This window comes from Chitinophaga jiangningensis, assembly GCF_900142605.1.
Taxonomy (GTDB): domain Bacteria; phylum Bacteroidota; class Bacteroidia; order Chitinophagales; family Chitinophagaceae; genus Chitinophaga; species Chitinophaga jiangningensis.
Genome location: NZ_FRBL01000006.1, coordinates 318,822 through 332,275, shown reverse-complemented (window position 1 = coordinate 332,275; position 13,454 = coordinate 318,822). Strand labels below are relative to the sequence as shown.

At 47.0% G+C, this 13,454-nt stretch carries 14 protein-coding genes; 5 read left to right on the top strand and 9 right to left on the bottom strand.

The window, feature by feature from the left end; all coding sequences use genetic code 11:
• Positions 1-426 precede the first annotated feature (426 nt).
• From BUB18_RS16940 to trpS, 4 genes are all read right to left on the bottom strand, one after another.
• On the bottom strand, positions 427-2,448 hold the full coding sequence (locus BUB18_RS16940) for a ComEA family DNA-binding protein (RefSeq protein ID WP_073083396.1): 2,022 nt from the start codon (positions 2,446-2,448) through the stop codon (positions 427-429).
• Positions 2,433-3,218 carry a hypothetical protein gene (locus BUB18_RS16935; RefSeq protein ID WP_143159977.1) on the bottom strand — a complete coding sequence of 262 codons (786 nt, stop codon included), beginning with the start codon at positions 3,216-3,218 and terminating at the stop codon, positions 2,433-2,435. Before BUB18_RS16935 ends, BUB18_RS16940 begins: the two co-directional genes overlap by 16 nt.
• A 174-nt stretch (positions 3,219-3,392) precedes the next feature.
• Entirely contained in the window at positions 3,393-4,028 is a 636-nt protein-coding gene (locus BUB18_RS16930) for a deoxynucleoside kinase (protein ID WP_073083392.1), read from the bottom strand.
• Between the two features lie 42 nt (positions 4,029-4,070).
• On the bottom strand, positions 4,071-5,075 hold the full coding sequence (gene trpS / locus BUB18_RS16925; RefSeq protein ID WP_073083389.1) for a tryptophan--tRNA ligase: 1,005 nt from the start codon (positions 5,073-5,075) through the stop codon (positions 4,071-4,073).
• Positions 5,076-5,173: 98 nt separating this feature from the next.
• On the opposite strand from trpS, the gene gatC reads away from it, so the two are divergent.
• The 5 genes from gatC to BUB18_RS16900 all read left to right on the top strand — a co-directional run bounded on the left by gatC (position 5,174) and on the right by BUB18_RS16900 (position 8,061).
• Positions 5,174-5,464, top strand: a complete 291-nt coding sequence (gatC, locus tag BUB18_RS16920; RefSeq protein WP_073083387.1) for an Asp-tRNA(Asn)/Glu-tRNA(Gln) amidotransferase subunit GatC — start codon at positions 5,174-5,176, stop codon at positions 5,462-5,464.
• A 6-nt stretch (positions 5,465-5,470) separates the two neighbouring features.
• Positions 5,471-6,178, top strand: coding sequence for an ABC transporter ATP-binding protein (locus BUB18_RS16915; protein WP_073083384.1), 708 nt, complete (start codon positions 5,471-5,473; stop codon positions 6,176-6,178).
• 70 nt (positions 6,179-6,248) lie between these two features.
• Positions 6,249-6,806: a cob(I)yrinic acid a,c-diamide adenosyltransferase gene (locus tag BUB18_RS16910; protein WP_073083381.1), complete on the top strand. Its 558-nt coding sequence runs from the start codon at positions 6,249-6,251 to the stop codon at positions 6,804-6,806.
• A gap of 18 nt (positions 6,807-6,824) precedes the next feature.
• Positions 6,825-7,415 (top strand): riboflavin synthase, encoded by a 591-nt coding sequence (locus BUB18_RS16905; RefSeq protein ID WP_073083379.1) that lies wholly within the window; start codon positions 6,825-6,827, stop codon positions 7,413-7,415.
• 10 nt (positions 7,416-7,425) lie between these two features.
• Positions 7,426-8,061, top strand: coding sequence for a hypothetical protein (locus tag BUB18_RS16900; RefSeq protein ID WP_073083376.1), 636 nt, complete (start codon positions 7,426-7,428; stop codon positions 8,059-8,061).
• Here BUB18_RS16900 and BUB18_RS16895 read toward each other — a convergent pair.
• The 5 genes from BUB18_RS16895 to BUB18_RS16875 are packed head-to-tail and all read right to left on the bottom strand — an operon-like array spanning position 8,058 to position 13,428.
• Positions 8,058-9,410, bottom strand: a complete 1,353-nt coding sequence (locus BUB18_RS16895; RefSeq protein WP_073083375.1) for a DUF58 domain-containing protein — start codon at positions 9,408-9,410, stop codon at positions 8,058-8,060. The two genes, BUB18_RS16900 and BUB18_RS16895, sit on opposite strands and share 4 nt — an antisense overlap.
• Before the next feature lie 15 nt (positions 9,411-9,425).
• The gene (locus BUB18_RS16890) at positions 9,426-10,406 is read right to left on the bottom strand and encodes an AAA family ATPase (RefSeq protein WP_073083372.1); all 981 of its coding nucleotides are present in this window, start codon (positions 10,404-10,406) and stop codon (positions 9,426-9,428) included.
• A 3-nt stretch (positions 10,407-10,409) separates the two neighbouring features.
• The gene (locus BUB18_RS16885) at positions 10,410-11,633 is read right to left on the bottom strand and encodes a DUF4350 domain-containing protein (protein WP_073083370.1); all 1,224 of its coding nucleotides are present in this window, start codon (positions 11,631-11,633) and stop codon (positions 10,410-10,412) included.
• Complete coding sequence (locus BUB18_RS16880; RefSeq protein ID WP_073083367.1) at positions 11,630-12,454, bottom strand: DUF4129 domain-containing protein; 825 nt, start codon at positions 12,452-12,454, stop codon at positions 11,630-11,632. The genes BUB18_RS16885 and BUB18_RS16880 overlap by 4 nt, the downstream gene beginning before the upstream one ends.
• Positions 12,451-13,428 (bottom strand): stage II sporulation protein M, encoded by a 978-nt coding sequence (locus BUB18_RS16875; RefSeq protein ID WP_073083364.1) that lies wholly within the window; start codon positions 13,426-13,428, stop codon positions 12,451-12,453. The genes BUB18_RS16880 and BUB18_RS16875 overlap by 4 nt, the downstream gene beginning before the upstream one ends.
• Positions 13,429-13,454 lie beyond the last annotated feature (26 nt).

Sequence of the window (13,454 nt, the reverse complement as noted above, 5' to 3'; positions counted from 1 at the left end):
CTAGCCTATAATAGCATAGGAAAACATCTAAACTTATTTTTAATACATACAAGTAGTCACAGCTCGCGCTATGTCATAAACAAGAACCATTTCTTTAACAACATTAATTACAGTCTATAGCAAAACTATCAGGCAACAAATAACGGGAAATCCAGTCTGGCACAAGTTCTTACAAATGAAGGTAAAAGTATTATTCCACCGTTGTGTTGGGCATTATAACGTATTACGACATTGGCATAATCGCTATTTGATTTAGATTTTGGTTGATGCATTGAGTTAGCACAAGGTAGAAAAAATTTGTAAAACAACATCAATTTTCCTTAACATTATTTTAACGCTCATTCCTATACGAAATATCGTATTGAAAATCAATGGCTAAAAACCTATTAGGATATTGATTTCGTTTACGTGAACTTTACCAGCCCATTAAAAACTCAGCATCGTTTGTAGTTGAAGTGCCGATTTTTTGTTGCCGTATATCTTATCTAACCCGCTACCGATGCTGGTTACATCCGGGTAGTACACCTGGCTGCATTTTGCCCATACGGACCAGTTTTTCCTGATTTTGTATTTCATATTTAAATAGTACTGCCAGCCTTTTCCATAATACTGACCTACGCTATTATCGTATAGCACGCTGCTTTCATAAGCGTATAACCGTGACTGGTAACTATCTGTATAAAACCAGGTACAACGGCCGCTGATCTGGAAGGGGAACTGCTTACAACGGTAAGTCAGGTCCAGGTAAGTTAGGCAACCTCGCTGCAATGCTGTTTCAGTAGCAGCCATCAGGTTGTATTCTATCCTGACTGCGGTTGACAACTGCTTATTCCAGCTGCGTTCCGCATGGCACCGGATGCTTTTGGCTCTTTGCAGGTTGGGGTATTTTGTGTTTAGCTTTATCCGTAACTGGTATTGGTAATCCTTACGTGCCAGGAAGGTGAGCTGTGTTAAAAACGCTGTTCCTCCGGAAGGATAATCCACACCATATTTCAGCCAGGGGAAACGGAAGAAGTCGGCATAGCCGTCCAGCGTCCACCTGCGTGATAATTTAAGACTACCGCCCAGGTAAATCCCTTCTTCATTCATTGTTTTATAGCTATCCCCAAACCCTTTACTATACAAACTTTGGTATTGCTTACTATAGTTTCGGTACACAATTGAAATATCAGCCTGACTACCGGCACTCATCAGCACGCCCTGCATCATTGCCAGGTTTCCTAACATATCTGTGGCTACTTCTCCGAACAGGTGAATGTTACGAAAGGTACCTGCGTAGTCAGCGCTTACATTCATGAGTTGCTTTCCACGAAAATCAAACTGGTTATAAGGCTTCATTTCTTTCTGAATTGGCGGAGAAAATTGGTGCAGGATCATATTGACTGCCGGTTGCCAGTTACCGTTCCATTTGCAGGAGAGCCCGTTGGTAAACTGTGTAAGCTGCCCTTTCTTCGCTACTTCAGCGGCCGTGCGGTGATAGCCGCTGGCGGCTATTGCGGTGGCGATCATTTCGTCCTCTATCGTGTCGGTTACCGCCAGGGTACCATCCAATTTTCTCAACGAGGTGAAGGCAGTAATATCCAGTTTATGGATACGGGTAGTAACACCTCCTCCACGGAAAAAATAATACTCTCCTGCCGAGGTATATGGCCTTAATACAGAGCCTTCCCGCTTTACCTGCAATACGGCTCCTCCCTTTCCTCCTGCCTGGCTATGCCATTGAATAAGCCCCTGCCCCAGGTTCACCGCATAATCACCCAACGCCAGGTACCTGATACCTTTATAATTCGTTACAAATAAATGAGCGCTGTAGAAATCGAACCCTGTTTGCTGCGCCCCGCTGAAGAGGCCCTCTCCTGCGTCTTTCTCCATGGTTACACCGTAGCTCAGGTGTTGGGAAAAATTATAACGGTAACGTATAAACATTCTTCCCGGACTGCCCTTGTAAGATGGCGGTGCAATGTCCTTCGGCTCATAGCCGCTGGATAATTCGAGCTGCCGGCTGTAGCGCAGCAGTACCGATTGTTCTCCTTTGCGAAACAGGTCTTTCAGCGAATAATGCGCCTGCAAATCATCCCCTACTTTCACATAGGGCAATAGTTTTTTAATCAACGCCATATCAAATCCAGGAACTGCCTGTAACTCATAGATACTCACAAGATCGCCCAGGAGTTTTCGGTATTGCAGCAGGCTTTCCACCTGTAGTGGCGACAACACTCCCAGTGCTGTTAAGTCCTGTATGTCTGCTGCATTGAGCGACAGGCGCTGCTTTTGCCGATACGCTAATTGCTGCCATTGTTCATCATCTTCACTGGTTCCAGTGGTAGCGGCTGTTTCATTTTCCAGCAGCTGCTGCGCTTCCCGGGATAGTTCCTGCTCTTCCAGTTGAGCGTGTGCATACTGATAAATAGTCAGCAACCATAGCAGTGTGATTACTGCTTTTGCCATACCAGGGTTATTGAAGGTGTAAGGCCGAGTTGCTGATGAAGTGCTGCTCCTACATCTATCCGCAACTGGCGCACTGTGATCAGCACAAGCGTCTGAAGGTAGGCCGGTAAGCCCGTAACCGCCAGTTGCAGTGCCAATGCAGGTACCAGCCTGCTTAATACCTGCACCGTGCCGTAATACTTTTTATCTTTTGTATTACTTCCCTCTACACTAAAGAGAAAATCATCGGTAGGTTGCCAGCCCAAGCCTGCAAAGTATTGGATATAATCGCCCTTTATTACCTGCACTGCGCTGGTCCACTGCTTTGTGGGCTTCCACCTGAAGCCCGCACCAGCCATTATCTGTCCACTGCTGCCGTACTGCACCACCGACTTACTCCGGTATCCAAACTGCACGCCTGCCTGCAATAGCTCTCCCAGGCCAATGCCCATGCCACCACTGATATCCTGCTGCCGCCAATAAGCATTACCAAATTGCATCACCTGTAAACCCACGCCGGTATTACCTGCTGGGAACACTACTGCAGCCGTGTAAAGGGGAATACCTGCCATACCAAATGGCTGCGTGGTAAAAGCCGCTACTCCACCCTTACTGGTAGCCAGTAACGCGGGATTGGCCCCTGATGAAACAGCATCTCTGTATAACTCCCCAAAAACCGACCCATGCCAGTAACGTGCCGCAGGCGGTAACTGCATGCCATGGACAGAAAGGGTAATGAATAAAAGGAAAAGCGTGCCAGCACGCAGGATTAGTATCAGCGGGTTAAACATAATATTCAGGTTAAACAAACAATTATTTATAGCGCAAATATAGGGGGAGAGAAATGGTAAAACCTTTAGTGGATGTTAACGTGGAAGGATTTTTTGAGGAGGGGTGCCAACCATACCTTCGGTGTGGCTGGTGTGGATGCCGGGCTTCGCCCGGCTGCCCACACAGAGAAAAACTTAAAACAATCCATAAAGCTGGGAGTCAATCTTAGAGATAATCTCACCCAGATCTTCCTCGCTTTCAGGAAACTTATTTTTATCAATATCGATTACCAGCAACGGACCTTCTTTATACTTCTCAATCCAGTTGTTGTAATATTCGTTTAGTCGTTTCAGATAGTCGAGGCGGATATTTTCCTCATACTCCCTTCCTCTCTTCTGAATCTGCGCTACCAGCGTAGGCACGGAAGCCTGCAGGTAGATCAGCAAATCCGGCGGCTTCACCATTGACTTCAACGTTTCAAAGAAATTGAAATAGTTATCGAAATCACGTTTGGTCATCAGCCCCATTTCGTAGAGGTTAGGTGCAAAGATGTGCGCATCCTCGTAAATGGTGCGGTCCTGGATAACCGTCTGATTGCCGTTCTGAATTTCCAGCAACTGCTTTAAACGGCCGTTAAGGAAATAGATCTGCAGGTTGAACGACCAGCGGGGCATATCCTCATAGAAATCATTCAGGTAAGGATTATGCTCCACATCTTCGTACTGCGGATGCCATTTATAATGTTTGCAAAGCATTTCGGTGAGGGTAGTTTTTCCCGCGCCTATATTGCCTGCTATTGCTATATGTTTGACTTTTGTCTGTTTCGCCATGCTTGTGTTGATATGGTTCAAATATCTATTGAAAATAAGGAATCAATAATATTTTAAACCGATTAATTTCTTCGCTTCCTGCAGTGTAGCGCTGGCATTAGCTCTGGCTTTTTCTGCACCCTGCTTCATGATTTTGTGCATATAGTCCGTATCACGCTGCAACTCCTTTGCCCGCTCACGGATTGGTCCTACAAATTTCACCATGTCCTCACCCAGCTGTTTCTTCATATCGCCGAAACGGATAGTTTGGTTAGCCCATGCATCCTGGTAGAATTTCACTACCTCCGGTGTTGAAACCAGCTCCATCAATGTGATCAGGTTGGCAACAGATTCCGGCATTGGTGCCCCCGGCTCGCCGGTACCACTGTCAGTTTTCGCCTTTTTGAGCTTCTGAATGATTTTATCATCTTCATCTGCCAGATAAATAGTAGCCATTTCATTCTCACTCTTACTCATCTTACCATTACCATCCAGGCTCGCAATTCGCACCAGGCTATCTCCATAGTTAAAGGCAGCCGGCTCAGGGAACAGGTTACCATAACGATGGTTAAAGCGTTGCGCAAAATTTCTGGCCATTTCCAGATGCTGCCCCTGGTCCTTACCCACAGGTACCTTTACGGCCCGCTGGATCAGGATATCCACCGCCATCAGCACTGGATAAGTTAACAATCCGGCATTTACATTCTGCGGCTGTAAACGTACCTTATCCTTGAAGGTAGGCACCTTTTCCAGCTCACCCACGTAAGCCAGCATATTCATTAATAAGTACAGTTCAGCAATTTCAGGAACATCGCTCTGTGCATACACCACCGCCTTTTCAGGGTCCAGGCCGGAAGCAATGTTCTCTGCCAGCACGCGCATTACGTTACCCGGCAGATCTTTCGGATCAGGATGGGTGGTCAGTGAATGCCAGTCCGCTACGAAAATGTAGCAGTTAAAATCTTCCTGCATCCGAATAAAATTACGGATGGCGCCAAAATAATTTCCTAAGTGTAAATAACCGGTGGGGCGTATGCCGCTTACCACTATTTCTTTTTCTGTTGCCATAACAGGGCGCAATTTAAAATATCTGGCCGTTTATCCCTAATTTTGGAATACTATCAATTTACCATTTATAATTCATTACCTTTTCGTTTAATTTGTTTATGGAAGTCAACGACACACTGGTACAGCAATTGGCAGACCTCTCCCGCCTGGAATTCAGTGCAGAAGAAAAGAAAGAATTTACCGGTGACCTGCAGCGGATGATCACTTTCGTAGAAAAACTCAATGAGCTGGATACCAGCAATGTAAAACCATTGCTCCATCTTACGGAAGATTATAATGTGTTTAGGGAAGATGCGGTTATATCCTCCATCACCAGGGAAGAAGCCCTGAAAAATGCTCCCGAAGCCACCGATGAATATTTCAAAGTGCCCAAAATCATCAAGAAATAACCTTACATGCAAAAGTCCGTCATTCACCTGGAAGAGATCCGCAAAAGCTATTACCTCGGAAAAAACGAATTACCCGTTCTGAAAGGGGTTACGCTCGATATTTTCAAGAATGAATATGTAGCCCTCATGGGCCCTTCCGGCTCCGGAAAATCCACCCTGATGAATATCCTCGGTTGCCTGGATACCCCTACCAGTGGTAGTTACATACTCAGCGGACACGATGTAAGCAAAATGGAAGATAACGACCTCGCCCGCGTTCGTGGCAAGGAAATCGGCTTCGTATTCCAGCAATTTAACCTCATGCCCCGCCTCACCGCCCTGGAAAATGTGGCCATCCCACTCATCTACGCCGGCATAGGCAAAAAAGAGCGCCTGGAAAAAGCCATGGCCATGCTCGAAAAAGTAAAACTCGAAAACAGGGCCGATCATAAGCCCAACGAGCTTTCCGGAGGTCAGTGCCAACGCGTGGCCATCGCCCGTGCCCTGGTTAACGATCCCTCCCTCATCCTCGCCGATGAGCCCACCGGTAACCTGGATACCAAAACATCCATCGAAATCATGGATATTTTTGGCGCCATCCACGCCTCCGGTAATACCGTAGTACTGGTAACCCACGAAGAAGATATCGCCGACCACGCCCGCCGCATCATCCGCCTGCGCGACGGTGTCATCGAATCCGACCGTATTAACCAGAAATATGTAGTCACCAACTGATCCCCCTTCATACACCTTAGTGATCCTTCCGGCCGCCTGCCGGAAGGATTTTTTGTTTTAATTTTAGTGTATGAAGATATATACCAAAACAGGCGATAAAGGTAAAACCTCCCTCATAGGCGGTACCAAAGTGCCTAAAAGCAATATACGCATCGACGCCTACGGCACCGTCGATGAACTGAATTCCTACATCGGCCTCGTTAACGACTACATAGCCGACCCGGACACCAAAAACCTGCTCCGCGAAATACAGGACCGCCTCTTTACCATCGGCTCCGCCCTGGCATGCGACCCGGACAAAGAAACCAAACTCAAAATACCAGACCTCCACGAAGCAGATATCACCCTCCTGGAAAAAGCGATCGACACCATGAACGAAGAACTGCCACCCATGCGCTTTTTCGTACTCCCCGGCGGCCACGTAGCCGTATCCACCTGCCACATCGCCCGCTGCGTATGCCGCCGCACAGAACGCCTCTGCGTAGGCATGCAGGAACAGGACATGTTTATTGAACCACTCATACTCAAATATATTAACCGCCTGAGCGACTACCTCTTCGTGCTCGCCCGCTGGACCGGCCACAAGCTCGGCGTGGAAGAAATTCCATGGAAACCAAGAGTCAGCTAACTTTCATAAATTCGCCATATGTTTACAGGAATCATAGAAACACTAGGAGAAGTAATTGCCACCAGACAGGAAGGCGGAAATCTGGTAATTACCATTCAATCCGCCATCGCACCTGAACTGAAAGTAGATCAGAGCGTATCTCATAACGGTGTATGCCTCACCGTTACCCACATAGAAGGTAATACCTTCAACACCACCGCCGTTACAGAAACCCTCCAGAAAACCAACCTCGGCCTGCTAACACCCGGCCAGAAAGTAAACCTCGAAAGAGCCATGGTTTTCAACGGACGTATCGACGGACACCTGGTACAAGGCCATGTAGACACCGTAGGCACCTGCGTTTCCCGCGAGTCGCAAGACGGCAGCTGGCTGTTCCGCTTCCGCTACCCTGCCGCATTCGCCGGCCTTATGGTAGAAAAAGGCTCCATCTGCCTCAACGGTATCAGCCTCACCGTATTCGATGTAACCACAGAAGAATTTTCTGTTGCCATCATCCCATACACCTACGAGTTTACCAATATCCAGTATATCAATCCGGGAGATACCATTAACCTCGAATTCGATATCCTGGGCAAGTATGTAGCCAGACAACTGGCAGTACGACTCTAAATCCAGCCAATTGAAAAAACTGCTGTTCACAATATGCATCCTATTTCCGTTGCTGGTACACAGCCAGCAACGGAAACTGGTGTATGCCTACGCGGGCTACGACGTGAACGCCCTCCCGGAAATCTATAACTATACCCCCATCGGTATACGCCTCACCTTTAGCGACAGTACCACTCAGGAAACCACCGGCATCGCCAACGGTAAACTGAAATGGAATAAACTGACCGTACAATCCTCCAACGGAGAAGTAAACAACGGCATACTCACCTTCAATCGCGCCCAACTTCAAAAAGATAACTACCAGGTACAACTCACCGTCAGCCTGCCCGGCGAAGCACCCGTGCACACTACCTTAGAACTGCCACACCTCATCGGCATGCGCTTCAATCAATACGCTGACAGCCTGAAAAAAAATATACGCTTTTACCTGAACGTAGAAGGTCAGTTCAGTAGTGACCGTATCCTTCCGCTGGATACCAACCTGGTAAGGTTTAAAGCCTCCGCCGGACAAATCCTCGGGCAGGACCTGCTGTTGCCGGCCGGCGACACCACCCGGTTTATACAGGTGGAAGCCTGGTATAAATTAAATCCTGAAAAATACCTGATCACAACAATACCGGTGAAGCAACTGCCGGATAAAGATTAGATTAACATCCTGGACTTCAGCTCCAGGTACTTATTCACCACATTCACGGTTAACTGCTCCGGTGGCGTTAGAATCGACATAATACCATATTTTCCCAGCTCTTTAGCAATCAGCTTCTTATCGTAGGCAAACTTTTGGGCAATGGTTTGTTTGTAAATACCTTCCATATCATAGGCTACCTCCTGCGTCATTTTCTTCAACTCTGTATTTTCGAAAAACACGACCAGCAACAGGTGATACTGCGCCAGGCGCCGCAGATAAGGCAGTTGGCGCTGCAAACCCGACATGGATTCAAAATTAGTAAACAACACCAGCAAGCTACGATGCGGCAGCCGGCTGCGCAATTGCACACTCAATGTTTCATAATCACTTTCCTGCCACTGTGTTTCCTGTGCGTACAGGGATTCCAGGATACTATTAAGCTGCACCATTTTACTGCTGGCAGGCAGCATCTCCATTCTTTTTTCCGTGAAGGTAACCAGCCCCGCCTTATCGCCTTTACTTAAGGCTATATTGCTGAATACTAAGGTGGCATTAATGGCATAATCCAGTAACGACAAGCCGTCGAACGGCATGCGCATACTTCTTCCTTTATCTATTACACAATAAATCTGCTGGCTTTTTTCCTCTACAAAACTATTGACCATCAGGTTACCCGTGCGGGCAGTAGCCTTCCAGTTGAGCCGCCTCACATCATCGCCTTTAGTATAAGGCTTAATATGATCAAACTCCACACTCTGCCCAATGATACGCCGGCGATGAATACCGAAATGATCCTGCTCCTGCAAAAAACTTTTTAAGGTAAAATGCCGCAGCTGCTGAAAGCTGGGATACACGCTCACCTGCGTTTCATTATCGATCACGAAACGCCGGTTAACCAAACCTAAAGCCGTACTCACAAAAACATTCGTATAGCCAAAACCGTAGTTACCCCGCTCCACCGGGCGCAGCTGATAGGTAAACGTATGATCCGCCCCTGGTGGAATTTGCATCTCCAAACTAAAATTCCTCCATTGGAATTGCACCGGCACCTCCTCCAGTATGACGAACCTGGCCGGAAAGCCATAGCCATTATGCACCTGTAGCTGTACTTCATTTTCATCACCGTTACTGAAACGGTTAGCCATGATGCGTTCTACGGTTATGATAGCAGACGGACGCCCCATCAGCAATACCATATCCGCCACCGTAAGGGCTACTGCAATAAAGAACAGCAGCACCACAATTGAAAATAACACCGGCACAAAAAATGCGACCAGGAACAATATCACCACCGCTCCCATCATCAGGTAAAACCTGTTGTGGAAAAAGAGATTTTTGAAGATGTTACTTTTTACGGTACCAGGCATATGTTTTAAACTAAATTATCTTGGAACTTCAATTGTTTTAACGATCTGGGCAATCACATCATCAGTAGTGATACCTTCCATTTCACGCTCCGGCGTAAGAATAATGCGATGACGCAGCACATGTGTCACCATCGACACCACATCTTCCGGAATCACAAAATCGCGGTTATTCATGGCTGCCTGCGCTTTTGCACAGTTCATAACGGCAATGGATGCACGCGGTGAAGCTCCCAGGTACAGGGAAGAATGCTGACGTGTAGCGTGTACGATACCCGCAATGAAGTGCAGCAGTTTTTCATCCATCCTTACCTGCTTTACCAGCTGCTGAAAATGAATCAACTGCGCTGCAGTAAGCACCTTGTTTACTACGGTAATAATACTTTCCGGCGAAGGCAATTGGTTCATTGCTTCCAAAATCGCAATTTCTTCTTCGAGCTCAGGATATTTCACCTGCACTTTAAACAGGAACCTGTCCAGCTGCGCTTCCGGCAGGCGATAGGTGCCCTCCTGCTCAATTGGATTTTGGGTAGCAATTACCATAAATGGTTTATCCAGCTGGTAGGTATGACCGTCGTTGGTGATCTGCCTTTCCTCCATTACCTCAAAAAGGGCCGACTGCGTTTTTGCCGGGGCGCGGTTGATTTCATCGATCAGCACCAGGTTGCTGAATACCGGGCCTTTTTTATATTCGAATTCGCGGGTTTGTGGATTAAACACAGAGGTGCCCAGCACATCTGCCGGCATGAGGTCCGGCGTAAACTGGATACGGGAAAAATCAGCGTCAATACTTTGCGCCAGCAGTTTGGCTGTCAGCGTTTTGGCCACACCGGGTACACCTTCTATCAGCACATGGCCTTGTGCCAGCAAAGCAGTGATCAGCAGGTCCACCATTTCTGACTGACCTACAATTACTTTTCCGATCTCTGTTCGCACCGCTTCCACTCCTTCCTGGAGTGCAGTAAAATCGGTACGTGGCTGAAATGTATTTGTGTCCATTTCTTATTTGGTATTTATATAAAACAGTTGAATATGCCGGTACAAGTCTCTTACAAACTCGCTGTCCACATAACCATTGGTCTGCACGTTGTGCAGGAGTCGCACCATACGCGCCACCTGCGCCGGTTCAGCGCCGGATTTATGTGCCAGCAATTCTGCAAAAGATGCATCCAGCTGATTGGTATTAATGTAATAACGGTTACGGATATACTCCAATACATGCAGCATCATTTTATGCGCAATGTTTGCATGGTCTTGTTGCTGGTAATAGAGTTCGCCAATAGCATCCACAAATTCCAGTGATGAATTGGCTACTACAGGTTTCATTGGTATGACCCGCTGCCGGCGCTTACTTTCAAACAACACGTACAGCAGCATCAGTGCCAGTGTAAGCCAAAGTGCCCAGCGGATGGCCGGATAGCGCAGCAGCACCTGCCATTCCGAAAACTCATCATTGCGGGAAGATTTCTGGGTATTATAAAAATCATCCCAGTAGATGTTGGACGCCACCTGGTCCAGATAGCTCATTTGTATCGCGAAAGCTTCGGTGTTATTATTATGCAGCACAAAATAGTTGGTGAAAGTATATGGGTTAAGTAACACAAAAATGCGTCCCTGTCCATAGCGTATTCTCACAAAGTTGGGATGCTCATGCGTGCTGTAGCCTATTACCCGCGTGATACTGGTATCTGCTTTGGTAAAATAACGTTCCACCATTGGGCCTGCATAACGATAGGATACGTTGATATTATTGAGTGTATCCAGGTAAGCCTGGGAACCACGTTTTACCACACCACCATCCTCGGGGAGTTTGGTTACCAGGCCCAGTTTCAGGTTAAGGGCCGGGTCCATTTTATTTACGGCAATAAACAGTTCGTTGCCGTTATTCACATAAGCCAGCAAATTGTTGATATCATTTTCTGTCAGAAATAATTCGTTGGCAACAATGATATATACGTTTCCGCTTTTGTGCAGCTCCGATTCCTTTTTATAGGTATTGGAAAACGGCTTGGTAACAATTTGCAGCGGTTTGTTGGCAAACAGCGATGGCAGCAGTTTTGCGGCAGCGTAGCCACCGCCGGCCTTGGTGTCCTTACTGGAGAAAGTAGGTTTGGACATATCGGTGCTTTGCTGCTCCTGCCTGTTGGTATGCATAGTGCTGGCGATCAGCAATACAAGGAGTATGGCTACCAGCACACCTGCTATATAGTATATTTTTTTACTCACTGCTGCTTACTGATTTGAAGTTTGAAATCATGGAACTGTTGCTGAATTCTTTCAAAATCTGTTGCAGCAATATTAAATCCGCCATACCATATGTACTCGTAGTCCATTGTCAGTACGGAAAAAGGTTTGTACAGCGGGGTATTTCTGAGTGTACGCAGATAATCTTTATTGGTTTTTTCTCTGGAAGGTTTGATCAAGCCGTTTTCTGCGAGCTGGAACAAAGTGTAGAGATACCACCAGCGGATAGCTTCGCGGATATTTCCGGAGGCCTCGGCAGCCTTGATTTTTTGCAGGTATTCGGAGGCGCTGTGTACTTCGGTTTCTTCCGGTGTTACAACTGTTCCTACTAATGCAGGTTTACGGAAGAAGCTAAGGCCGTTTTTGCGCATGTACCTGTAAATCAGGTAGCCCAGCACCAGCAGTACTATTCCGACAATTACCCAGCGGAAAATAATGATGTGTGCAGTGATGTAGAGTAAGGTGGCGCCCACGATCAGCGTCCACCAGGATACGCTGTCTTTGTCTTTGTTATCACTGTAATGCAGGCGTTCATCTTCACGGAGCGCTTTGAGTTTTTCCGCGGATACATCACGCCTGTAAAATCCGGGGAATCCTGTTGGTTCGGAGAGAGAGGAGAGTTCAGCTACTTCCCCGTCATCTTCGTAATAGGTGGAATCTTCTCCGGCAGTAAAGGCAGTATCGGCACTGGCTTCCTCATACAATGTGCTGTCCGTACCCATCTGCTGCGCAGCGGCAGGGTGAATAAATAACAGCATCAAACAGGCTGTGAGTGCGGGTATGGAGCAGATATACTTTCTCATTTTACAATCACCTTTCCTGTTTCACTGATCGCATATCCTTTTTTATGCAGGGAGATGGGATACCAGATAAAATAAAATATGATGAAATAGAGCGAGCTACCTAAAATCAGCAGGCTCACCACGATGGGCATGGTAGAATGCCGGGTGATAAAGGCTTCCAGGAAGGCGGCTACAATAAACACCGGTACCAGTGCTACCATTATTTTCACACCGTCTTTCGCGGCTTTCTTCAGGGAGTCGATACGTTTATGAGTGCCCGGAAAGAGCAGACTATTTCCCAGGATCAAACCTGCGCAACCGGCGATAACAATGCTAGATAACTCCAGTGTTCCGTGGATCATCACTACCAGGATGGCTTTCCAGCCGAGGCCGTGGGATACGAACAGGTAGTGGAAGGCGCCGATCATCACCCCGTTTTTGAAGAGCATGTACAGCGTGCCGAGGGAAAAGAAGATTCCCATTACGAATACGGATATGGATACGTAGATATTATTGAAGGCGATGCGGAAGAACATATACCATTCTTCCGAGTTGCCGTACACGCCGAACGGGTCGCCGTTGGCGATATTTCGTTCCGTCATGTTGAGGTATTCATCTCCGAGTACGCCACGTACAAAGGTTTCGTCGTGTGCGCTGGAGAAGGACCCGATGAGTACAAACACAGAAAAGAAGCAGAAAGCATACAGCAGTGTTCTGTGATATTTGCGGAACAGCAGGGGGAGTTCATAGATAAAGAATTGCCGGAACCTGCCCTGGTCGTCCTTTTTATGCAAATATATTTTTTGGAAGATGCCAGCTGCGATGGTGTTGAGGTAGCGCGTAACCTTACTAAAGCTATAGAAAGTTTTGGCGTAGGCGAGGTCGTCCAGGGTGGAGATAAAACGGTCTGACATCTCATCCGGATTATCGGTGGGTTCCTCCTGGTATTTTTTCCAGCGCGCTAAATTCTTCTTGATAAATAGAGACTCTCTCATGCCTGATTAGTGCAACAATATATAAA